This is a genomic window from Delftia sp. WSY_12, from assembly GCF_043104645.1.
In the GTDB taxonomy this organism is placed as follows: Bacteria; Pseudomonadota; Gammaproteobacteria; order Burkholderiales; family Burkholderiaceae_C; genus Comamonas; species Comamonas tsuruhatensis.
The window spans coordinates 24,308-46,039 of the sequence record NZ_JBICKW010000028.1 but is presented as its reverse complement, the minus strand read 5'-3'; the positions used below and the strand labels follow the sequence as shown (position 1 = coordinate 46,039).

At 68.4% G+C, this 21,732-nt stretch carries 20 protein-coding genes, 1 tRNA gene and 1 pseudogene; 12 read left to right on the top strand and 10 right to left on the bottom strand.

The genetic code is table 11. The annotated features are described in order from the left end of the window. Window positions 1–28 precede the first annotated feature (28 nt). The gene (locus ACF8LI_RS17670) at window positions 29–385 is read right to left on the bottom strand and encodes a PRC-barrel domain-containing protein (protein WP_016450092.1); all 357 of its coding nucleotides are present in this window, start codon (window positions 383–385) and stop codon (window positions 29–31) included. Window positions 386–786: 401 nt separating this feature from the next. Between ACF8LI_RS17670 and ACF8LI_RS17665 the strand changes: the two genes are divergently transcribed. Together ACF8LI_RS17665 and ACF8LI_RS17660 are read left to right on the top strand one after the other, a co-directional pair. After that, on the top strand, window positions 787–1,167 hold the full coding sequence (locus tag ACF8LI_RS17665; RefSeq protein ID WP_016450091.1) for a hypothetical protein: 381 nt from the start codon (window positions 787–789) through the stop codon (window positions 1,165–1,167). A gap of 99 nt (window positions 1,168–1,266) precedes the next feature. After that, window positions 1,267–1,617, top strand: coding sequence for a DUF1304 domain-containing protein (locus ACF8LI_RS17660; RefSeq protein WP_017407778.1), 351 nt, complete (start codon window positions 1,267–1,269; stop codon window positions 1,615–1,617). A gap of 97 nt (window positions 1,618–1,714) precedes the next feature. Here ACF8LI_RS17660 and pdxA read toward each other — a convergent pair whose 3' ends face one another. Then, entirely contained in the window at window positions 1,715–3,448 is a 1,734-nt protein-coding gene (gene pdxA, locus ACF8LI_RS17655; protein ID WP_392413608.1) for a 4-hydroxythreonine-4-phosphate dehydrogenase PdxA, read from the bottom strand. A gap of 138 nt (window positions 3,449–3,586) precedes the next feature. Here pdxA and ACF8LI_RS17650 point away from each other — a divergent pair, with 138 nt between their 5' ends. Further along, complete coding sequence (locus ACF8LI_RS17650; RefSeq protein ID WP_392413606.1) at window positions 3,587–4,519, top strand: LysR family transcriptional regulator; 933 nt, start codon at window positions 3,587–3,589, stop codon at window positions 4,517–4,519. Window positions 4,520–4,526: 7 nt separating this feature from the next. On the opposite strand, the gene ACF8LI_RS17645 is transcribed toward ACF8LI_RS17650, so the two are convergent. Continuing rightward, window positions 4,527–5,447 carry a LysR family transcriptional regulator gene (locus tag ACF8LI_RS17645; RefSeq protein ID WP_047219220.1) on the bottom strand — a complete coding sequence of 307 codons (921 nt, stop codon included), beginning with the start codon at window positions 5,445–5,447 and terminating at the stop codon, window positions 4,527–4,529. Between the two features lie 142 nt (window positions 5,448–5,589). Between ACF8LI_RS17645 and ACF8LI_RS17640 the strand changes: the two genes are divergently transcribed. The 5 genes from ACF8LI_RS17640 (at window position 5,590) to ACF8LI_RS17620 (ending at window position 10,002) form a co-directional block, all read left to right on the top strand. Further along, window positions 5,590–5,796 carry a DUF3311 domain-containing protein gene (locus ACF8LI_RS17640; RefSeq protein WP_046240982.1) on the top strand — a complete coding sequence of 69 codons (207 nt, stop codon included), beginning with the start codon at window positions 5,590–5,592 and terminating at the stop codon, window positions 5,794–5,796. 13 nt (window positions 5,797–5,809) lie between these two features. Continuing rightward, a complete protein-coding gene (locus tag ACF8LI_RS17635) occupies window positions 5,810–7,192 on the top strand; it encodes a sodium:solute symporter (RefSeq protein ID WP_016450085.1) in 1,383 nt (460 codons plus the stop codon). A gap of 14 nt (window positions 7,193–7,206) precedes the next feature. Further along, window positions 7,207–8,871: an amidohydrolase gene (locus ACF8LI_RS17630; RefSeq protein ID WP_392413603.1), complete on the top strand. Its 1,665-nt coding sequence runs from the start codon at window positions 7,207–7,209 to the stop codon at window positions 8,869–8,871. Continuing rightward, on the top strand, window positions 8,868–9,848 hold the full coding sequence (locus tag ACF8LI_RS17625; protein WP_392413602.1) for a CobW family GTP-binding protein: 981 nt from the start codon (window positions 8,868–8,870) through the stop codon (window positions 9,846–9,848). Before ACF8LI_RS17630 ends, ACF8LI_RS17625 begins: the two co-directional genes overlap by 4 nt. Window positions 9,849–9,925: 77 nt before the next feature. After that, a tRNA-Gln gene (locus ACF8LI_RS17620) sits at window positions 9,926–10,002 on the top strand. A gap of 64 nt (window positions 10,003–10,066) precedes the next feature. Here the strand turns inward: ACF8LI_RS17620 and ACF8LI_RS17615 are convergent. Then, window positions 10,067–11,036 (bottom strand): annotated as a pseudogene (locus ACF8LI_RS17615) (NAD-dependent epimerase/dehydratase family protein). Between the two features lie 101 nt (window positions 11,037–11,137). Here ACF8LI_RS17615 and ACF8LI_RS17610 point away from each other — a divergent pair. Further along, window positions 11,138–12,031 carry a LysR family transcriptional regulator gene (locus tag ACF8LI_RS17610; RefSeq protein ID WP_016450081.1) on the top strand — a complete coding sequence of 298 codons (894 nt, stop codon included), beginning with the start codon at window positions 11,138–11,140 and terminating at the stop codon, window positions 12,029–12,031. A 27-nt stretch (window positions 12,032–12,058) separates the two neighbouring features. Here the strand turns inward: ACF8LI_RS17610 and ACF8LI_RS17605 are convergent, their stop codons facing one another. The 4 genes from ACF8LI_RS17605 to xsc form a co-directional block, all read right to left on the bottom strand. Beyond that, window positions 12,059–12,364 carry a hypothetical protein gene (locus ACF8LI_RS17605; RefSeq protein WP_016450080.1) on the bottom strand — a complete coding sequence of 102 codons (306 nt, stop codon included), beginning with the start codon at window positions 12,362–12,364 and terminating at the stop codon, window positions 12,059–12,061. A 137-nt stretch (window positions 12,365–12,501) separates the two neighbouring features. Continuing rightward, complete coding sequence (locus ACF8LI_RS17600) at window positions 12,502–13,548, bottom strand: YeiH family protein (RefSeq protein WP_016450079.1); 1,047 nt, start codon at window positions 13,546–13,548, stop codon at window positions 12,502–12,504. Further along, a complete protein-coding gene (locus ACF8LI_RS17595; RefSeq protein ID WP_392413600.1) occupies window positions 13,545–14,519 on the bottom strand; it encodes a bifunctional enoyl-CoA hydratase/phosphate acetyltransferase in 975 nt (324 codons plus the stop codon). The genes ACF8LI_RS17600 and ACF8LI_RS17595 overlap by 4 nt, the downstream gene beginning before the upstream one ends. A 212-nt stretch (window positions 14,520–14,731) precedes the next feature. Then, window positions 14,732–16,543, bottom strand: coding sequence for a sulfoacetaldehyde acetyltransferase (gene xsc, locus ACF8LI_RS17590; RefSeq protein ID WP_392413598.1), 1,812 nt, complete (start codon window positions 16,541–16,543; stop codon window positions 14,732–14,734). 131 nt (window positions 16,544–16,674) lie between these two features. Here xsc and ACF8LI_RS17585 point away from each other — a divergent pair, with 131 nt between their 5' ends. The 3 genes from ACF8LI_RS17585 to ACF8LI_RS17575 are packed head-to-tail and all read left to right on the top strand — an operon-like array spanning window position 16,675 to window position 20,153. Further along, window positions 16,675–17,502 (top strand): IclR family transcriptional regulator, encoded by an 828-nt coding sequence (locus ACF8LI_RS17585; protein ID WP_016450076.1) that lies wholly within the window; start codon window positions 16,675–16,677, stop codon window positions 17,500–17,502. Then, window positions 17,495–18,472 (top strand): AAA family ATPase, encoded by a 978-nt coding sequence (locus ACF8LI_RS17580; RefSeq protein WP_013803829.1) that lies wholly within the window; start codon window positions 17,495–17,497, stop codon window positions 18,470–18,472. Before ACF8LI_RS17585 ends, ACF8LI_RS17580 begins: the two co-directional genes overlap by 8 nt. Then, window positions 18,462–20,153: a cobalt chelatase gene (locus ACF8LI_RS17575; RefSeq protein ID WP_392413596.1), complete on the top strand. Its 1,692-nt coding sequence runs from the start codon at window positions 18,462–18,464 to the stop codon at window positions 20,151–20,153. Before ACF8LI_RS17580 ends, ACF8LI_RS17575 begins: the two co-directional genes overlap by 11 nt. Before the next feature lie 57 nt (window positions 20,154–20,210). Here the strand turns inward: ACF8LI_RS17575 and ACF8LI_RS17570 are convergent, their stop codons facing one another. After that, window positions 20,211–20,975, bottom strand: a complete 765-nt coding sequence (locus tag ACF8LI_RS17570) for an alpha/beta fold hydrolase (RefSeq protein ID WP_126312787.1) — start codon at window positions 20,973–20,975, stop codon at window positions 20,211–20,213. 108 nt (window positions 20,976–21,083) lie between these two features. Further along, window positions 21,084–21,704 (bottom strand): hypothetical protein, encoded by a 621-nt coding sequence (locus ACF8LI_RS17565; RefSeq protein ID WP_026063043.1) that lies wholly within the window; start codon window positions 21,702–21,704, stop codon window positions 21,084–21,086. Window positions 21,705–21,732: the final 28 nt, after the last annotated feature.

Genomic DNA, 21,732 nt, shown 5'->3' with positions numbered 1-21,732 from the left:
CTGTGTCAAAGACCGCAAGGGTCGGGATTTACAGGTAGGGCACGCCGTAGTAATCGTTCACGCGGCGTCCATATTCATCGGTGTAGGCCGGTGCCGTGTCGCGCTCATAGCGGGGCGCGTTGTCCAGCTGCTCGCGCGTGAGCGACACCACGTAGCCGTTCATGTCGGGCTCGTACTTGAGGGATTCCCAGGGCAGCGGATAGCGGTCCGTGCCGATGCCCAGGAAGCCGCCGAATTCCATCACGGCGTAGCGCACCTTGCCGGACAGCTTGTCGATCATCAGCGTGTCTATGCTGCCCAGCTTGTCGCCTGCGGGGTTGTAGACATTGGTGCCGCTGACGGTTTCGGAAGAAATGACGCTCGATACGGTGTTGGGTGTGACCATGAGGCTCTCCATTGAGTGGGTTGGTGCTGGCACGCCGACGCTGTGCATCTGGCGGCTGGGCGATGCGGCATGGGAAAAGGCGCGGGAGGCGGCCCCTTCAAAGCCCGTGCATCGCCTGGCGAAGTCGAAGCCTGTGTGCTTCTGGGTTCCAGCTTAGGACCGCAATGAAGTGCTCCGGGTAGTCGGTGCGCCGCGACCGGCGTAGGAGGGTCCTTGGGCGCCGGAGGCCAGGTCCTACGAGCCCTTGTAGTCAAGGTCTGCGCAGCTGCGGCCCTTTGCTGACGCGGCAGCGCAGCCTGGGCCGGCGTCGGCCTGGCGGGCACAGGCGTACAACGAAAACTGCAAGAGGGATGCAGCGGATGCAGTCCCGCGTCCACGGTCCATCCCCGAAGGAGATTCCCATGAATGCAAGCAACAAGCCATCCATCCCGCCGGTGTCTGCAGATGCGGTGGAGGACGAAGACCTGGCCGAACAGGCACGACCGGGCCACGGCGTACCTTCCCAGGACCCCGAGGCAGCTGCCCAGTACCAGCTGTCGCCGCAGGATGCGCAGCGCGAGTCACGCTCGGTGTTCATCGGCGGCGGCGTACTGGCCGGAGCCGCTGCCGGCGCTGCCGCCGGTGCGGTCATTGCAGGCCCGGTGGGTGTGGTGGTGGGCGGCACGGTAGGCAGCGTGGCCGGTGCGCTGGGCGGTGCGGCCGCAGGTGCCGTGGCGCCGGCAGAGAGTGCGCAAAAGCCAGTGGAAAAGCCCGTGCCACCCGGCAGCAAGTCTTCCGGGTGACACGGGCAGGCCGTTGCAGGCCATGTGTGGCGCGGCGGGCATGGACGGCGGCGGATGCATCCCGTATACAGGGGCCTGTCCACTTTCCTATCCACCCAGATGGCCAACGTTCTCATAGGCATCGTCGCCGCAATCCATGTCTACATTCTCGTGCTGGAGATGTTTCTCTGGGACCGGCCGGCTGGCAGGAAGGCCTTTGGGCTGACGCCGGAATTTGCGCAGCAGACCAGGACGCTGGCCGCCAACCAGGGGCTTTACAACGGCTTTCTCGCCGCAGGGCTGATCTGGGGGCTGGCGCAGGGCGCCGACGGCCTGGCGTTCAAGTACTTTTTTCTCCTGTGCGTGCTGGTGGCAGGCCTGTATGGCGCCGCCACCGCCAGCCGCAAGATCCTCTGGGTGCAGGCCGTGCCGGCCGCCGTTTCGCTGCTGGCCCTGTACCTGGGGCTGTGAGAACGCCCGGGCACCGGTGGGCGAAACCGCTGCAGCTGCTGCTGGACCGTGACCCCGGCGTGCGAGGCGCGGGCCGGCATAGCCGGCATGGCCGGCGTCAGTCCACCAGCGCCTGTATGGCCTGCAATTGCGCCGCCAGCCCAGGCCGCGCGGCCGGAAAAGTCTCCTCGAAGGCGGCAGTGCCTATCGTGAAGCCCGCTGCGCCGCCGGCCAGCACGGCCGCGATGCGTTCACTGCGATCAATGGAGCCGGCCACGACCACGGGTTTGTCCACCGCATCGCAGACGGCCTTGATCAGGGCCGGCACATCGCCGTGGAAGCGGTAGGCCAGCAGGTCCAGGCCATGCACGCCGTCCAGCCCCGCCATGCGGCGGGCGCTGGCCACGATGTCCTGTACCGGGCCTGAAAGCACGCTCGGATGCCCGCTCACCTTGCCGGGAAATGGGTAGTACGCAATGCCGCTGCCGCGCAGCACGGGCAGCACCGCCTCGGGCCGTGTGCCACCCATGAGCACGTCCACCCCGATGTCGACCGCCGCGCGGGCGGAGGCCACTTCGCTGGCCTCGTCGAGGCTGACAACCTCCAGATAGACCCTGGCGCCGCCCGCACGGATGTCCCGGGCCAGGGCATGCAGCTCGGGCAGGGGCAGGCCGATGTCCTTGAAGCCCACATGGCGAACGCCCTGGGCCAGCACCTCGCGCAGCCGCTCGCGCGCATCGGCAATGGTCCTGTCCTGCTGCGTGAGCATGAAGATGAAGTCCGGGCGTTGCATTCGTGCGCTGGCACCGGTACGGGTGGCCTGCACCATGGCTGCCGCCTGGCGCAGCGCACAGGCCAGGCTGGCGTGGTCGGCGCGGCCCGTGCCCGCGATGTCGAAGGCCGTGCCATGGTCCACCGAGGTGCGCACAAAGGGCAGGCCCACGGTGATGTTCACGCCTTGCTCCACACCCAGGTATTTCACGGGAATCAGCCCCTGGTCATGGAACTGGGCGACCACCACGTCGAACTCGCCCCGGCGCGCCCGCATGAAGACCGTGTCGCCGGGCCAGGGGCCGCTGGCGTCGATGCCTTCGGCGCGCGCGGCGGCAATGGCGGGGATGATCACCGAGCGGTCCTCGTCCCCGAACAGACCGTTTTCACCGGCATGCGGATTGAGCCCTGCCACGGCCACCCGGGGCCGGGGGATGCCGAACGCGCGGCAGGCCTGGTGCGCGAGGCGAATGGCGCGCAGCTCGTTGTCCATGGTCACGGAGGCGATGGCCTGCTGCAGCGGCACATGGATGGAGACCAGCAGCACCCGCAGCTCATCATTGGCGAGCATCATGGCGAAGTCGCGTGTGCCGGAACGCTCGGCCAGCATCTCTGTATGGCCCGGATGCGGGCAGCCTGCCGCGCGCAGCGCTTCCTTGTGGATGGGGGCGGTCACCAGGCCCGAGACGTCGCCAGCCAGGGCCAGGTCGATGCCGCGCTGGATATAGGCATGGCAGGCCGCGCCGGCGCGTGCATCGACGCAGCCCCAGGGCAGGTCCGGCGGCAGGTCCTCGCCGGTCTGCAGCACGAAGAGCGTGGCGGGCGGCACCAGGGCAGGGACCTGGGCCGGTGTCTCGATGGCCCGGATCTGCGGATGGACGCCCAGCCCATCGGCCGCCCGCTGCAGCCGGGCGATGTCGCCGATGACGAGAAACGGCGTGCAGGGCCGCGCAGGGTCCATTGCCAGCTTGACGATGATCTCGGGCCCGATGCCCAATGGATCGCCCATGGTGATGGCCAGGGGCGCGCTGGTCGGGGTGCTGGCCGAGGGGTTGGCGGAGTTGGGGCTGGAGTGCTTCATGGTTCTTGCTGAAACCTCAATCGATGGGCTTACTTTGCATGAAGATGCTCCAGTAATAAATCGATATAGACTCATCATTCAATTGAGCAATGTTCAACTGAAAGTCCGCTGTTCCACCTGTCTAGAGCCGCCACTGCCATGCCCGCACCCGTCCACATGCCGCCGCTGTCTGCCCTGCGCGCCTTCGAGGCCACGGTGCGCCATGGCAGTGTCTCCAAGGCCGCGCGCGAGCTGCACCTGACCGATGGCGCCGTGAGCCGTGCCGTGCGCGACATGGAGGAGGCGCTGGGCTTTGCGCTGTTCCAGCGCAGCAACCGCAGCATCATTGCCACGCCCACGGCCCGCGTGCTGGCCGAGGAGGTGGCCCTGGCGCTGGAGCGCCTGCGCGGCGCGCTGGGCCGCGCGCGGCAGGCGGCAGGGCCGGACCGGCCGCTGGTGCTGTCGTGCGAGCCCACGTTTTTGATGCGCTGGCTGATTCCGCGTCTGGGTGGTTTGCAGGAAGCGATCGGCACGCAGCGCGAGCTGCGCCTGGTATCGGCCGGCGGCTCCGTGCCCTTTGCGCGCGAGGGCATTGATCTGGCCATACGCCGCGCGGATTTCGACATGGGCGCCGATGTGGTGGCCGAGCCCTTTCTGCAAGAGCGCGTGGGGCCCGTCTGCAAGCCCGCGCTTGCCAAGGCGCTGGCACGCTCAGGGCCGCTGGGCGGGGTGCTGCTGCATACGCAGTCGCGGCCGGACGCATGGGGGCATTGGAGCGAACTGACCGGCGTGCCGCTGCGGGCCGGTCGCGAGGTGCGCTTCGAGCATTTCTACCTGAGCCTGCAGGCCGCCGTGGCCGGGGCCGGCGTCGCCATCGGCCCGCTGGCACTGGTGGCCGATGACCTGGCCAGCGGCACGCTGTGCGCGCCGCGCGGCTTCGTGGCCGATGGCTCGCACTACGTGCTTATGTCGCCCCGGCCGGTGCAGGACGAGGCCAGCTTCGCCCTGGTGCTGGACTGGCTGCGCGCGCAGACCTTGCCGCTGGGCCTGGCGCATGCACAGGCACATGCACAGGCCCCGGCGGCCGGCTGAGCGTCGATCAACCGGGCTCCTGATCGTGCTCCGACAGCTCGCGCCAGTGCGTGCGTGTGAAGGCGTAGGCCGTGTCCAGCGCCGGTGACAGGGTGCGCGCGGCCATGCGCGCCATGCCGTAGCGGCCGCATCGGCGGGGATCGGCGGGCAGGGGCACTTCGGCCATGGCGCCGCTGGCGCGCTCCTTGCGGGTGATGGACAGCACGCCGAACAGCAAGGTGTCCGTGGCCAGGGTCACGCCGCGCAGCAGGTCCAGGTCGTTGCAGTGCAGGGTGAACAGCTTGTCGGGCTCGGCGCCTTCGCCCCACAGCTCGGCCAGCTGCCGCGCCATGGCCGTGCTCAACGTGGTGGTGGCCAGCGGGTAGCGGCGGATCTCGTCCATGCCGGGGTTTTGCAGCACGGGGTGGCCCGCGCGGCAGACCAGGCCGGCTGGCAGCTCGCCCAGCAGTTCCATCTCCACGTCATCGGCGGCGCGCAGCACGTAGGCGTCGCCGACGATGGCATCGATGGATTCGTTGCGCAGCAGCTGCAGCAATGCGCTGGTGGCACCCATTTCGGCGCGCACCTTCACGCGCGGATGCGCCTGCGCCATGTGGATCAGAAAGGGCTTGAGCAGCAGTGCCGCGGGCGCGGGCGCCACGCCAATGGCGAGCGCGCCTTCCTGGCCGCCGCGCAGCAACTCCAGGTCACGCCGCAACTGGGTTTCCTCCAGCCGCATGCGGCGTGCACGCTCGGCCACGAGCTCGCCAAACACTGTCAGCCGGGCGCGCCGCGCGCCCCGGTCGAACAGCTGCGCCCTGAGTTCATCTTCCAGCGCGCGGATGCTGCGGCTGAGCGCCGGCTGGGTGAGATGCACGGCGCGCGCTGCGTCGGAAAAGGTGCCGTGCTCGACGATGGCCAGCAGGTGCCGCAGCTTCTGTGTATCCATGCGGAGTCCTCATGGTTTGTTGGCAAATTTTTCATTTGAATTATAGGTAGGCGCTTCCTAAGATCGCATCCAGGGACATTGAAATGTTCTATAGAGCGGCCACAACCGCCAACTCTTTCATCGGAGCAAAAGGAGACAAACCATGCTCAAGCTGTTCATCGGCATAGGCATCCCGTACATCGCGGTGATCGGCCTGCTTCCCTGGGTCGCGTCCGTCGATCGCTTCGTGTTGGGCGTGCCCTTCATCTACCTGTGGATCTTCATGTGGTTCGTGCTGACGTCGCTGTGCATGCTCGTGTGCTGGCTGATGTTCGACCGCCACGAAGCCGACGACGCGCAGTCCGCCTGAAGGGAGCACCGCCATGACCACCGCAGTCTTTCTGGGCTTCATCGCGCTGTCCCTGTACCTGGCCATCCGCTCGCGCACGGGCAAGGGTGCGCAAAGCGTGCATGACTTCTTCGTCGCCTCCCGCCAGTTCGGCGCCTACCTGGTGTTCTTCCTGGCCGCCGGCGAGATCTACAGCATCGGCACCATGGTCGGCTTTCCGGGCGGCATCTACGCCAAGGGGCCGACATATGGCGTCTGGTTCCTGGGCTACATCCTGCTGGCCTATCCGCTGGGCTACTTCCTCGGCCCCATGATCTGGAAGGCGGGGCTGCGGCACAACGCCATCACGCTGCCGGACCTGTTCAAGGGCCACTTCGGCAGCCGTGCGCTGGAGCTGATCGTGGCCGGCTCGGCCATCCTGTTCCTGCTGCCCTGGGGCCAGCTGCAGTTCACGGGGCTGGTGGCCGCGCTCAAGGGCCTGGGATGGAATTTCCAGCCGCTGCACCTGCTGCTGATCTCTGCGGGCCTGGCCTTCACCTACATCGCCATCTCGGGGGTGCGCGCCTCGGCCTATATCGCCATCCTCAAGGACATCCTCATGGTGGTGGCCATCATCGCCACGGGCGTGGCCGTGGGCTGGCATGCGGGCGTGGGCGATGTGTTCACCGCCGCCAGCGCCAAGGTCAGCAACCACATGACCGATACGCAGCTGCGCTTTTCCATGAGCACCATGCTGTTCCAGGCGCTGGGCTTCTACATGATGCCGTTCGCGGTTCAGAACTTCTTCACGGCCAAGAGTTCGCACACCATCCGCCGCACGCAGATCGCCATGCCGCTGTACATGCTGATGTACCCGTTCCTGGTGCTGGCCTCGTACTACGCCATCAGCCAGAACCTGCAGCTGGCATCGCCCAACGAGGCCTTCTTCGCGGCTGCCGTGCGACTGCTGCCCGACTGGCTGCTGGGCCTGGTGGCCGCAGGCGCCGCGCTGTCGGGCCTGCTGGTGCTGGCGGGCATCTGCCTGGCCATCGGCCCCATCGTGGCCCGCAACCTGCTGCCCGGCCTGCCCGAGGCCAAGCAAAAGCAGGGCGCCAAGGTGGTGATCGTCATCTACCTGGTGCTGTCCATCGTGATGACGCTGCTCACGCCCAACCTGATGCTGACGCTGATCAACACCACCTACTACGGCGTGACGCAGTTCTTCCCCGGAATGATGGCCATCCTCTTCGGCTGGCGCATCCGGCCCATGGCCGTTGCCCTGGGCATTGCCTGCGGCCAGGCGCTGGCCATTGCGCTGTACATCCAGCAGCCGGATTTCGGCGGCATCAACCTGGGCTTCATCAGCCTGGCGCTGAACCTGCTGGTCACGGCCATCGTCCACTATCTGCCGGGTGCCGCGCGCGTCAAGGCCGCCTGAAAAAGACCACCACCATGAACCACGACGAGAACGCGCGCACGCAGGTCTTTGTGGCGCGCACCATCCTCACCATGAACCCGGCCCAGCCGCAGGCCACCCATGTGGCCGTGCAGGGCGGCCGCATCTTGGCCGTTGGCCAGGAGGCCGACATGGCTGCCTGGCCCGAGGCCGAACGCATCGACCACCTGCACGACAAGGTCCTCATGCCCGGCCTGATCGAGGCGCACAGCCACCTGATGGAAGGCGCCATGTGGGAGGCCGTGTACCTGGGCTACTTCGATCGGCGCGATCCCGAGGGCCGCCTGTGGCCCGGCCTGCGCACGCTGGATGCCGTGCTGGCGCGCCTGGCCGAGGCCGAGCGTGCCCTGCCCGATGCGCAGGCCACGCTGCTGGCCTGGGGCTTCGATCCCATCCTCTTCGGCAGCAGCCGGCTGTCGGTGCGCGAGCTGGACCGTGTCTCCGCCACGCGGCCCATCGTCATCCTGCATGCCAGCGTGCACCTGATGAATGTGAACTCGGCCATGCTGGCGCTGGCCGGCATCGACGAGGACACCGACATCGACGGCATCCACAAAGATGCCGAGGGCCAGCCCACCGGCGAGCTGCAGGAGTTCGCCGCCATGTATCCGGTGCAGAAGGTGATCGGCAGCGCGCTGTCGCTGGCCGCCGCCGAGCAGCGCGAGGCGATCTGGAAGTTCGGCCGCGTGGCCCAGCTCGCGGGCGTGACCACGGCCACCGACCTGGTCAGCGATCTCTCGCCCCAGGGCCTGTCCGCGCTGCGCGAAGTCACGGGCGACGCGGCCTATCCGCTGCGCATCGTCCCGGCCTTCGCGCCGCAGCGCAACCCGGAAGGCGGTGCTGCGCGCGTGCATGCTGCAGCGGCGTCCTCGGCCAGCGACAAGCTGCAGTTCGGCCCCGTCAAGTTCATCGTGGACGGCTCCATCCAGGGCTTCACGGCGCGCCTGCGCGCTCCCGGCTATGCGGGCGGGCAGCCCAACGGCCTGTGGCTGATTCCGCCGTCGCAGCTGCCCGCGCTGTTCGAGCCCTTCCACCTGGCCGGTCTGCAACTGCACATCCACACCAACGGAGACGAGGCCACCGAGGTGGTGCTGGATGTGATCGAGGACCTGCTGGCCAGGCACCCGCGCGCCGACCATCGCCACACCCTGCAGCACTGCCAGCTGGCCAGCAGCGCCCAGCTGCAGCGCGCCGCGCGCCTGGGAATGTGCGTCAACTTCTTCTCCAACCATCTTTATTACTGGGGCGATGCCCACGCCGAGCAGACCGTGGGCATGCAGTGGGCCTCGCGCATGAATGCAGCGGGCACGGCGCGGCGCCTGGGCATGGATTTCGCCATGCATTCCGATGCGCCCATCACCCCCATCCACCCCCTGTTCACCGCCTGGTGCGCCGTGCAACGCGAAACCGCTTCAGGCCGCGTGCTGGGCGAGGCCGAGCGCCTGTCGGTGGACGATGCCCTGCATGCCATCACCATGGGCGCGGCCCGTACCCTGAAACTGGAGCGGCGCGTGGGCAGCATCGAGCCCGGCAAGCTGGCGGACTTCGCCGTGCTGGAGGACGATCCCCGCGCGGTGGCGCCAGCGGCCCTCAAGGACGTGAAGGTCTGGGGCACCGTGCTGGGCGGCCGCATCTTCCCCGCGCCCGGGTCAGCGCCATGAGCACGCCGGCCGCCGCGGCGCAGCGGGTGCCCATTTCCATGGTCGTCGTGGGCGGCTACCTGGGCGCGGGCAAGACCACCTTGCTCAACCGGCTGCTGGAGCGCGCCGATGGCCTGCGCGTGGCCGTGCTGGTCAACGACTTCGGCGAGATCAACATCGACGCCGCCCTGATCCGCACACGCAGCAGCGACGTGCTGCAGCTGGAAAACGGCTGCATCTGCTGCTCCATCGGCGGCCGGCTGGCCGAGGCCCTGGCCGCCGTGGGTGCGCGGCCCGACCGGCCGGACCTGCTGGTCATCGAGGCCAGCGGCGTCTCCGACCCCGTGCGCATCGCCCAGGTCGGCATGCTCGACCCCGCACTGCAGCTCAACGCCATCCTGGTGGCGGTGGATGTCCAGGACGTCGATGAACAACTGTGCGACCCGCTGGTCGGCGACATGGTCCGCCGCCAGATCTCGGGCGCGACGGTGCTGGTGCTGACCAAGGCCGATCTGGCCGGCGCATGTGCCACCGAAAAGGTGGCCGCGCGCGTGGCCGGCATGGCGCCCGGTGCCGTGGTGCTGGCGGCCCGCCATGGCGAGATACCGCTGGCCGTGTTCATTGATGCGGCTGCCTCGCCACGCCGCCCGCAAGGCCTGCTGCAAGCGGGCGGCTCCTGGAAAAGCCAGACCGGGAACATGGCCGGCATGGCCGATGTGGGCAGCTTTTCCTACGCAACGCGCCGCTGCTTTGACCGGCAGCGGTTGCGGCAGGCGCTGCGTACGCTGCCTGTCCCCCTGTTGCGGGCCAAGGGCATCGTGCGGCTGGGCGGGCAGGACAGCGTCCAGGAAGTCCACGTGGTGGGTGGGCGCTTGCGCATTGCCAGCCTGCATGGGGCCAGGGTCTCGGAGTCCGTGTTTGTCTTCATTGGCTGTTTCACGGCGATGGGGCGGGAGGCGATACTCCGCTGTCTTGAGGGAGCCCTGGCCGCGCCATGAAGACAACTTTGGCGGTGTCGAAATTTTTGGAATTTTGGATTTCGGGCCAAAAAAACGTATTAGAATTTAGGTCTTCTAGGGGAGTCGCCAAGTTGGTAAAGGCACCGGATTTTGATTCCGGCATGCGAGGGTTCGAGTCCTTCCTCCCCTGCCAGATAGACAAAAGCCCTGACAGTTTTGCTGTCAGGGCTTTTTTGTTTTCGGGCTGCAGGCCAGGCTCAGGCCGCAGCCAAGTGTGAGTCGGCACTTGCCATGGCGGCGTTGAGCGTTGCGCGTATGCCCTGCGCATAGGGCGTCTTGGCGATGGGGCCCAGCAGGGCGTGCAGGGCGGAGTCCTCCATGATCAGCGGATCGGTCAGCAGGTAGTGCATCTCGGCCAGCTCGCGCATGAAGGGGTTGAACAGGCCGGCCAGGCGCAGCGCGGTCTTGCCTGCAACGCGCAGTTTCAACGGCCTGCCGCTCAGGCGTTCGATCTCGGAGACGATGTCGCGCTGCGTGGTCACACCCGCGCCAGCCAGGTGCCAGACCCTGCCGAATGCCTGCGGCGTGTCGATGAGGCGCGCCACGACGGGGCCCACATCAGGCACATAGACAAACTCGTGCGGACGGTCCAGCGGGCCGATCATGTCGGCCCGGCCGCCACGGGCCGCCGCCTCGAAGGCTCCGTGCAGCAGGCTGTTGTGCACGCCCGGGCCGTAGAAGTCGGGCAGGCGCAGTACGGCGGCCTCGATGCGGCCCTGTGCGTGGGCCTGCAGCAGCAGGTCTTCCTGCGCCTTGCGCATGCGGCCCTTGAAGGTATGCGGGTTGCGTGGATGGTCTTCCTTCACGGCATGGGCCTGCGCCTTTCCATAGGGATAGACGGTGCCGATCAGCACGATGCGGCGCACGCCCGCGGCAATGGCGCCTTCCAGCGTCTTGCGCATCAGCTCGGGATGCAATTGAAACTGCCAGTAGTTCACGCCCACCAGGTAGACCAGCGTGTCCACGCCGTGGGCGGCAGCCTCGACGGAGCCGGTGCTGTCCGGGTTCCAGGGGGACGATCTCGGCCAGCGGGTCGGCGCCGAAGGTCTGGCGCAGGCTGGCTGCGTTGCGGCCGACCACGCGGTAGGTGCGGCCCTGTTGTCTGAGCGCGGCGGCCAGACTCTGGCCGATGGCGCCTGCGGCGCCGAAGAGTGCAATGGATGGCATGGGCTGGGTCCTGTGGTGACAGCCTCAGTGTCAGCAACCCGCTGCAAAAAGAAAATTGCCTAGAATTCTCTGGTGTCCATGCATAAATGAATGGATGAGTGATGTCGGAACCCCACTGGGAGTGGTATCGCAGTTTTTTGCAGGTGCTGGAGTCCGGGTCGCTGTCAGCGGCGGGCCGGGCCATGGGTGTGGCGCAGCCGACCGTGGGCCGCCACATCGACGGGCTGGAGTCGGCGCTGGGCCTGCAACTGTTCACCCGCTCATCCGATGGCTTCGCGCCCACGGAGGCGGCCTACGAGCTTCAGCCCTATGCAGCCAGCATGGCCGCGACGGCGGCCGCGCTGCGCCGCGTGGCGGCCAGCCATGGCTCGGGCGTGCGCGGCACGGTGCGGCTGACGGCCAGCGAGGTGGTGGGCGTGGAGGTGCTGCCGCCTGTGCTTGCGCAATTGCGCGCGGCACACCCTGAACTGGGCATCGAGCTGGTGCTGTCCAACGCGGTGGATGACCTGCTGCGCCGCGAGGCCGACGTGGCCGTGCGCATGTTCCGGCCTCAGCAGGAGGCGCTGGTGGCACGCCATATCGGCGCCATCGAGCTGGGGCTGCATGCCCATGAAAGCTATCTGTCCGCACGCGGCGTGCCGGAATCGCTGGAGGACCTGGCCGGGCATTCGCTCATCGGCTTCGACCATGAAAGCGCCCTGATCCGAAAGATGCAGCAGCAGTTTCCCATGCTCACGCGCGAAGGCATGGCGCTGCGCTCGGACAGCGACCTGGCCCAGCTGGGCGCCATCCGCGCGGGCTTTGGCATTGGCGTGTGCCAGTCGGCATTGGCGGCCCGGGAGCCGGGCCTGGTGCGGGTGCTGCCCCAGGCGTTTTCATGGAAGCTCGATACCTGGGTGGCCATGCACGAGGACCTGCGCAAGAGCGAGCGCTGCGCCGTGGTCTTCAAGGCCGTGGCCCAGGCGCTGACGGCCTATGCCAGAGGCGGTGCCTGACGCCCGGCACCCAGGGGCACTTGTGCTTCAGCCGGCGTGCAGCAGGCAGGAGCGCGCGAGATGGCGCAGCGTGGACTTTCTGCGCTGGGTGGCGACAAAGGACTGGCAGTTGTGGGCGATGTAGGCGGCCATGACCACGGTCAGGCTGGCGATGGCCCACAGCGGAATGGGCAGCAGGGAATCGAGCAGCACCGCGCACACGGCCAGCATCGACAGGCAGGGCAGCAGCCGCAGCAGGGCGGCTTGCCGGGGTTGCTGATTGCGCAGCAGGGTGAGGACTTGGGTGGCGGTCAGCCTGCGGAATCTGCCGGCTTGCTTGCGAAAAACGTTCACGGCGCGGTAGGGCGTTGATGTGGATCAAAAATTTGTGTGCAAATGTATCATCTTGGTGCATGCCCATCAAGCGATGTGTGGCGCCATGACAAAGGCCCGCGCAGGGCGGGCCTCTTGCGGCAATGCCTGTGCAGGCGTCAGCGCATCTCGATCTCGATGGCGATCAGCACGAAGGCCGCCATCCACAGCGTCTCCACCACCAGCAGTGCAAAAGGCCGCCAGCCGGCCTGGGCCAGTTGCTGGAACGAGGTCTTCAGGCCCAGTGCCGCAATGGCCAGCACCAGGCAGTTGCGCGACAGGTCGCTCAACTGGTGCTGCAGGCCCGGCGGCACCCAGCCCAGCGAGTTGATGGCCACCAGCGCCACGAACACCCACAGGAACCAGGGCACCAGGCCCGGCTTCTTGCCGTGGTGCTGCTCGGCCGCCGCCTCGCGCTGGCGCTTGAACAGGGCCGAGACCATGACCACCACCACGGCCAGCATGGACACGCGGAACAGCTTGACGATGGTGGCGTAGTCGCCCGTGGCCTGGTCGATGGTGTAGCCCGCGCCCACCACCTGGGCCACGTCGTGGATGGTGCCGCCGATGAACAGGCCCGCCAGCTCGGGCGGCAGATGCAGGGCGCGCGCCACCAGCGGGTACAGCACCATGGCGGCCGTGGACAGCACGGTGACCGTGACCACCACGGTCAGCGTGAAGCGGTCGCTGTCCTTGTCGCGCGGCAGCACCGACGAGATGGCCAGCGCCGCCGAGGCGCCGCAGATGGCCACCGCGCCGCCCGACAGCACGCCCTGCGGGCGCGTCAGGCCCAGGCGCCGGCCCAGCAGCGTGCCGCACAGCAGCGTGGTGACCACGGCCGCGATGACGATCAGCGCCGTGGTCCAGCCCAGGCCCGCGATCTGCGTGGCCGTGATGCGCGCGCCCAGCAGGCCCACGCCCAGGCGCAGCACGCCGCGCGCACAGAACTCGATGCCCGGCTTGGCGCGCGCGTCCTGGCTCAGGAAGTGGAAGGCCACGCCGAAGAACAGCGCGAACAGCAGCTGCGGCCCGCCATGCAGCGTGGAGACGAAGGTCGCCGCCAGCGCGATCACGCCCGACAGGCCCGTGCCGGGCAGGAGCCTGAGCCACTGCAGCATGCGAGGCACGGGCGCCTGCGCAGCCACCTGTGCTTGGACCTGGCTCATGACTGCTCCTTGCCGCCCGCCGCGCTGGCCAGCACGGCCAGCGCGCAGGACGCAATGCGGCTGGCCACCGAGTCCGAACGGCTGGTCAGCACGATGGGCACGCGCATGCCCAGCACCAGGCCCGCGCATTCGGCGTCGGCCATGTAGACCAGCTGCTTGTAGATCATGTTGCCGGCCTCCAGGCTGGGCACCAGCAGCACGTCGGGCTGGCCGGCCACATCGGAGACGATGCCCTTGTGATGCGCCGAGCGCAGCGAGATGGCGTTGTCGTAGGCCAGCGGCCCGTCGAGGATGGCGCCGCTGATCTGCCCCCGGTCGGCCATCTTGCACAGCGCGGCCGCGTCGATGGTGCCGGGAATGGCGGGGTTGACCGTCTCCACCGCCGAGAGCACGGCCACGCGCGGCCGGGCAATGCCGATGGCACGGGCCAGGTCGATGGCGTTCTGCGCAATATCGCGCTTGTCCATCAGCGTGGGGAAGATGTTGACCACGCAATCGGTCATCAGCAGCGGGCGCTCGAAGCCCGGCAGGTCCATCACGAACACATGGCTGGCGCGGCGGCTGCCGCGCAGGCTGGCCTCGCGCGCCACGGCGGCGCCCAGCAACTCGTCGCTGTGCAGGCTGCCCTTCATCAGCGCGCGGGCCTGGCCGCTGCCGCACAGCGCCGCCGCCTGGGCAGCCGCCGCGCGTGGATCGTCGGCGGTGGAGTGGATGGACGCGCCCGCCAGGTCCAGCCCGGCCGCCTGGGCCGCCGCTCGGATGCGTGCCTCGGGGCCGACCAGCAGCGGCGTGATCAGGCCCGCCTGCGTGGCCTGCATGGCGGCCTGCAGCGAGCCCGCATCACAGGGATAGGCCACGGCCACGGGAATGGGGCCTTGCGCCTTGGCTTGGTCGAGCAAGTGCTGGAGATGGGGACGGGGCGTGGCGGGCGCATCATCGGCGGCCACGGCAAGTGAAAGTGGGGGGACCATGAAAGCTCCTGCGGGAAAGTACAGGGCCCGGCGCGAGCAACGCAGGGAATCTGGGAATCGGCTTTCGAGGGCCTTGCGCTTCACCCAGGCGCATGAAACCGGCGCGGCCCATCCCAGGGACACCGAGGAAGGGCCGCCCCGCACCGAGGGTGTCGTCCCCCTCCCCCGCGCAGCGGGTAGAGAGGGGGAAGGCGCGTCAGCGCCTCAGGGGGTTAGACAAAGTCCTTGTACTTTTCGAGGAAGCGCACGGGCTTGGAGAGCGCATCGCGGCGGAACGGGTCACCCAGTTCGCGCGTGCACATCACCTCGATCACGCAGGTCTTGCCGTGGTTCATCTGCAGGTCGATGGCCTTCTTCAGCGCCGGGCCCACGTCCTCGATCTGGTCGACCACGATGCTCTCGGCGCCCATGGCGCTGGCAATGGCTGCGAAGCTCTCGCTTTCCAGCTCGCCGGCCACGAAGCGGCGGTTGTAGAAGTCCACCTGGTTCTTCTTCTCGGCGCCCCACTGGCGGTTGTGGAAGACCACGGCCGTGACGGGAATGTCATGGCGCACGGCGGTCATGATCTCCACCATGCTCATGCCCCAGGCGCCGTCGCCGGCGTAGGCGATGGCCGGGCGGTCGGGCGCCGCGCACTTGGCACCGATGATGGTGGGCAGGGCATAGCCGCAGTTGCCGAAGCTCATGGGCGCGAAGAAGCTGCGCGGCTCGTCGAAGCGCAGGTAGCTGTTGGCCACGGAGTTGATGTTGCCGATGTCGGTGGAGACCATCACGCGCGGCGGCATGGCCTTTTCCAGCTCGCGCAGCACCTGGCGCGGATGCAGGTACTGGCCGCCCGTGGGCGTGCGCTCGCCCTTGGCCTCTTCGATCATGTCCAGGCTGTAGGGGTCGCGCTCATGCGTCCACTCGTCCAGCTCCTTCTCCCAGGCCGCCTTCTCGGTGGCGATGGTGTCGGCGCGCGCGGCCTTGGTGGCGTCGCAGGCCAGGGTCTGGCCCTGCAGGCGGCGGCCCAGCTCGCGTGCCACGGCCTTGGCGTCGCCGTGGATGCCCACCGAGATCTTCTTGACCAGGCCCAGGTTGGTGTGGTCGGCTTCGACCTGGATGATCTTGGCGTTCTTGGGCCAGTAGTCCATGCCGTGCTGGGGCAGGGTGCCGAAGGGGCCCATGCGCGAGCCCAGCGCGATCACCACGTCGGCCTGGGCGATGAGCTTCATCGCGGCCTTGGAGCCCTGGTAGCCCAGCGGGCCGGCCCACAGCGGGTGCTTGGCGGGGAAGGCGTCATTGCGCAGATAGCCCGTGACCACGGGGGCGCCCAGGCGCTCGGCCAGCTGCCTGCACTCCTCGACCGCATCGCCCATGACCACGCCGCCGCCGGCCAGGATCACGGGGAACTTGGCCGTGGCCAGCAGTTCCGTGGCGGCCCGCAGGCTGTTTTCGCCGCCCGAGCCGCGTTCCACGCGCATGGGCTTGGGGATTTCGCACTGCACTTCGCCATAGAAGTAGTCGCGCGGAATGTTCAGCTGGGTGGGGCCCATCTCGGAGATGGCGCGGTCAAAGCAGCGGGCCGTGAACTCGGCCATGCGCTTGGGGTTGCAGACATGGCCCTGGTACTTGGTGAACTCCTGGAACATGGGCAGCTGGTTGGCTTCCTGGAAGCCCCCCAGGCCCATGCCCATGGTGCCGGTCTCGGGCGTGATCATGACCACGGGGCTGTGGGCCCAGTAGGCGGCAGCAATGGCGGTCACGCAGTTGCTGATGCCGGGGCCGTTCTGGCCGATCACCACGCCGTGGCGGCCCGAGACGCGCGCATAGCCGTCGGCCATGTGGGCCGCGCCCTGCTCGTGCACCACGGGGATCAGGCGGATGCCGGCGGGCGCGAAGATGTCCATGGCATCCATGAAGGCCGAGCCCATGATGCCGAACATCTCCGTGACGCCGTTGGCCACGCAGGTCTCCACAAAGGCTTCGGAAGGGGTCATCTTCTGGACGCCTTCGACCACCGTACGATTGTTGGCTGCAGTCATGTTGTCTCCTTGAAAATGGAACTTTAAGTTCCGAAAAAAGAAATTACGGCGCAAGTCTAGGTGTGATTTCGCCTGGATGTCAAACAAATTTCTTTTTTCGGAACAAATTGACTCGAAAAATTGAAAACCATATGATGGCCAACACCATGAACACCCGAGACCCTGTCCCTGCCCGTATCGATGGCGATACCCCCAACCTGCGGCTGTTCGCGCTGCTGGAGGCCATTGCGCAGAAGAACGAGCCCTTCACGCTGCAGACCATGGTCGAGGAGACAGGCCTGCCCAAGCCCACCATGCACCGCATGCTCCAGCAGCTCGAAGGCGCGGGCATCCTGCAGCGCGAGGGCAATGGCCGGCACTACGGCACGGGCCGGCGCCTGATGCGGCTCGCTGAGAGCGTGCTGCTCAACAACACCACGCACGGCGCACGCCACGCGGTGCTGGCGCAACTGGTGCGCGACATCGGCGAGAGCTGCAACATCACCGCCTTCTCGGGCAGCGAGGTGCTGTACCTGGACCGCGTGGAGACGCCCGCGCCGCTGCGCTTTTATCTGCACCCGGGCTCGCGCGTGCCGGCCCATTGCTCGGCCACGGGCAAGCTGTTCCTGAGCCAGATGGCGCCCGCGCAGCGCAGGCGGCTGCTGTCGGCCGTGCCGCTGGAAGGCTTCACGGCCAACACGCTGACGGCCTTCGACGCGCTGGACGCCGAGCTGGACCAGGTGCGCGCCCAGGGCCATGCCTTCGACAACGAGGAATTCCTTCCCGGCCTGCTGTGTCTGGGCGTACTCGTGCCCTCCATCCAGGGCGGCCCCTCGAACATGGGGCTGGCCGTGCAGGCGCCCATCATGCGTTTCCCGCGCGAGCGGGCGCTGTCCTTTCTTCCCCAACTGCGCGCGGCGGCCGAGGCGATTGCGCGCATCAACGACGAAGTCCCCCCGGGAGCCCCTGACGATGACTGAGCTGACCCTGATGCATCCCACGCGCACGCTTGGCGTGCGCGAGACCTTCGGCCTGGACACCGACATGCAGGTACCGGCCTTTGCCGAACGCAGCGAGCATGTGCCGGCCGTGGACCCGGCCTACCGCTTCAACCCGCAGGCCACGCTGGCCATCCTGGCGGGCTTTGCGCACAACCGGCGCGTGGTCATCCAGGGGCTGCACGGCACGGGCAAGTCCACCCATATCGAGCAGGTGGCGGCGCGGCTGAACTGGCCCTGCGTGCGCGTCAACCTCGACGGCCACATCAGCCGGCTGGACCTGGTGGGCAAGGACGCCATCGTGCTGCAGGAGGGCCGCCAGGTCACGCAGTTCCAGGAAGGCATCCTGCCCTGGGCGCTGCAGCGGCCCGTGGCCCTGGTCTTCGATGAATACGACGCGGGCCGGCCCGACGTGATGTTCGTCATCCAGCGCGTGCTCGAACGCGAGGGCAGCTTCACCCTGCTGGACCAAAAGCGCGTGCTCCAGCCGCATGCGCAGTTCCGCCTCTTCGCCACCATGAACACCTTGGGCCAGGGCAACCTCAGCGGCCTGTACCACGGCACGCAGATGCTCAACCACGCCCAGCTCGACCGCTGGAACCTGGTCACCAGCCTGGACTACCTGGCACCGGCCGAGGAAGCCGCCATCGTGCTGGCGCGCGTGCCGCAGTTGGCCACGCCGCAGGGGCGCGAGCAGGTGGCCGCCATGGTGGCGCTGGCCGCGCTCACGCGCAAGGGCTTTGCGGTGGGCGACCTGTCGCTGCTGATGTCGCCGCGCACCGTCATCACCTGGGCCGAGAACGCGCAGATCTTCCATGACCTGCGGCTGGCCTTCGAGCTGTCCTTCCTCAACAAGTGCGAGCCGGCCGAGCGGGCCATCGTGGCCGAGTACTTCCAGCGCTGCTTCGGCCAGGAACTGGCGCTGCGCGACGAGCCCGCCCATGCCTGCTGAGGCATCCCCCTCGCTGGCGCGCATGGAGGCCTGGGGCGGCGCGCTGCTGCGCGCCATGGCGGGCGATGCCTCGCTGCAATGGAGCGGGCAGACGCTGTACCGGGGCACGGCGCCCGTGGTGCTGGCAGCGGCCCACCAGGCCGATGTGCCGGCCCGATTGGCCGACCAGCGCGGCCTGCTCGACGGCGCCAGCCTGCGCCTGCGCCTGAGCGATGCCGCGCTGCACGCGCGCCACCTGCCCGGCGACCCGGTGGAGCGGCTGGTGTTCGAACTGCTGGAGCAGTTGCGCGTGGAAAGCCTGGCGCCCGAGGAATGGCCCGGCGCGCGCGCCAACCTGCATGCGCGCTTTGTGCACTGGAGCCAGGCCTTTGCCGATTCGGGCCTGACCGAAAGCAGCCTGGGCATCCTGCTGTTCACCGTGGCGCTGACCGCCTGGAGCCGCCTGAGCGGCCATGAGCCGCCCGATGCCCTGGCCGACCTGGCCGAGGCCACGCGCGCCGGCCTGTCGGCGCAACTGGGCGCGCAGTGGGCCCTGCTGCGCCGCCACCGGCAGGACCAGCAGGCCTTCATTGCGCCGGCCCTGGCCATCAGCCGCTGGGTGGGCCAGGCCGTGCGGTCAGCCCAGGAGGAGGCGCCGCGCGGCGCTGGCGGGCCGCGCCGGCGGGGCAGCTTCGCGCTGCCGCTGCACTTTGAATCGCAAAGCCTGGATGCGCCGCCCGTGGCGCTCAGCGGCGACAGCCGCGCCTGGGCCGGCTCGGCCCACAGCTACCGCGTGTTCACGCGCGCCTATGACCGCGAGGCGCAGGCCACCGAGCTGATCCGCGCCGCGCAACTGGCCGAGTTCCGCGAGCAGATGGACGAAGAGTTGGCACGCAGCGGCTTGCACGCAGGCCGGCTGGCCCGCCACCTGCAGCAGCGCCTGGCCGTGCCGCGCCACGACGGCTGGCAGTTCGGCCTGGAGGATGGGCACCTGGATGCAAGCCGGCTGGCGCAACTGGTCAGCGATCCGCAGCAGCGCGCCATCTTCAGGAACGAGCTGCCGCGCTTCGTCAGCGATGCGGCCGTGGCCATCCTGCTGGACTGCTCGGGCTCGATGAAGGCGCATGCGCGCCCGCTGTCCCTGCTGGTGGACCTGCTGGGCCGCGCGCTGTCCATGGCCGGCGTGCCGGTGGACGTGCTGGGCTTTTCCACCCAGGCCTGGAACGGCGGCCGCGCCCGCCGCGACTGGCAGCGCGCGGGCCAGCCCTACATCCCGGGCCGGCTCAACGAGCGGCTGCACATCGTCTTCAAGGATGCCGCCAAACCCTGGCGCCACGCCCGCCACGGCGTTGCCGCGCTGCGCAGGCCCGACCTCTTTCGCGAGGGCGTGGACGGCGAGGCCGTGGAATGGGCCTGCGAGCGGCTGCTGGCGCGGCCCGCGCAGCGCCGCATCCTGCTCGTCATCTCGGACGGCTGCCCCATGGACACGGCCACGCACCAGGCCAACGACGAGCACTACCTGGACCAGCACCTGCGCCAGGTCATCGCCCGGCACGAGCGCGCGGGCGATGTTCAGATCCGCGCGCTGGGCGTGGGCCTGGACCTGGGCGTGTTCTACCGGCGCAGGCTGGCCGTGGACCTGCGCGAGCAGATCGATGAGGCCTTGCTGATGGACGTGGCGGAGTTGATCTGCCGGCCGTGATGCCGGCCTGCTAGCGGCGTCGCTCAGCGACCATTTCGTCCGGGCAGGACGGCAGATCTAGCGGATCTGCGCGACAAAGTCGCTCACCAACTGCGCAAATTCCACCGGCATTTCCACGGCACTCAAATGCGCGGCGGGCAACGACACCAGCTGCGCGCCCGGAATCTGCGCCTGCATGTCTTCGGACAGGGAAGGGGGCGTGGCCTCGTCGCGGCTGCCTGCAATGACCAGCGCGGGGCAGGCGATGCGCCGGTTGCTCTCGCGCAGATCGATGCCGCCCACGGCCGCACAGGCCGCCGCATAGGGCGCGGCCGCCGTGGCCTCCAGCCCGGCGCGCAAGGCTGCCACTCGGGCGGCCTGCCCGGCGCGGAATTCGGGCGTGAACCAGCGCTGCATGGCGCCATCGGCAATCGCGGCCACGCCCTGGGCGCGCACCGTGGCAATGCGCGCTTGCCAGCCTGCGCGCGCGGCCTCGTCGTAGTAGCTGGCCGAATTGGCGATGGTGATGCTGCGCACCAGCGCCGGATGGCGCGCGGCCAGGGCCTGGGCCGTCATGCCGCCCATGGACAGGCCCACGAAGTGCACCGGCCCCTGGCCCAGCGCCTCGATCACGCCAGCGGCGTCGTCTGCCAGGTCGTTCATGTCGAAGGCCTCGCCGATGGCGGGCGAGCGGCCATGGCCCCGGTGGTCGTAGCGCACCACGGTGAAGCGGTCTTGCAGGGCCTGGGCCACGCCGTCCCACATCTGGAGGTCACAACCGAGCGCGTGGCTCAGAACGAGGGCCGGGCCTTGGCCCTGCTGCACAACATGGAGTTTCGACATGGCGGTCACTGCTTGGGGAAAAGGCGATTATGGGATGGCCGGTGCAGGCTGGCGGATACGGATACCACGCATATCCGGCATCCGGCCAAGGCGCGGCGATGGCAGCGCTCAGGCCACCCTGTCCCAGAACTGCAGCTGTGCCGACCCCGGCGCGATCAGTTCCAGATAGTCCTGGCAGGCCGGATCGAACGGCCCCTGGCCCCACTTGCTGCACAGCTGGTGGGCGCGGCCGGCGCTATCGGCCAGCACCACGTCGGCATACAGGCCGGGGTCGTGGGCGCTGCGCATCACGCCATGGGCCGTGAAGCCGGGCTCATTCCGGTACAGGCCATCGGCCATGCGGTGCGCGGCGGCGGCCAAGGCATGGGAATCGGCGCCGGGGCGCAGCCGGAACAACGAGAACTCCATGCCCTGCGGCAGTCCATGTTCCCCGCCGTGGCTGAACACGCTGGCGCCCAGCAAGGGAGGATGCTCCACGCGCATCAGCCCGAAGTAGGCCGCGCAGGCAGCCGACCGGCCGGCCTGCGCCAGGGCGGCACGGGCAGCCTCCTGTGATTGCCAGGTGACGACATCCGCATAGCGCCCCTGGCCCAGCTGGACCAGATGGCGTGACAGGCATCCGCCCTGCACATCCAGGAACTGGTGCTGCATGGCGCTGGCGGCTTGCAGCAGGGTGTTTTCCGTCACACCGGGCAGCAGGCTGAACGCTGCCCATTCGATGACTTGCATGGCATTTCTCCGTGGATTGAACATGCCG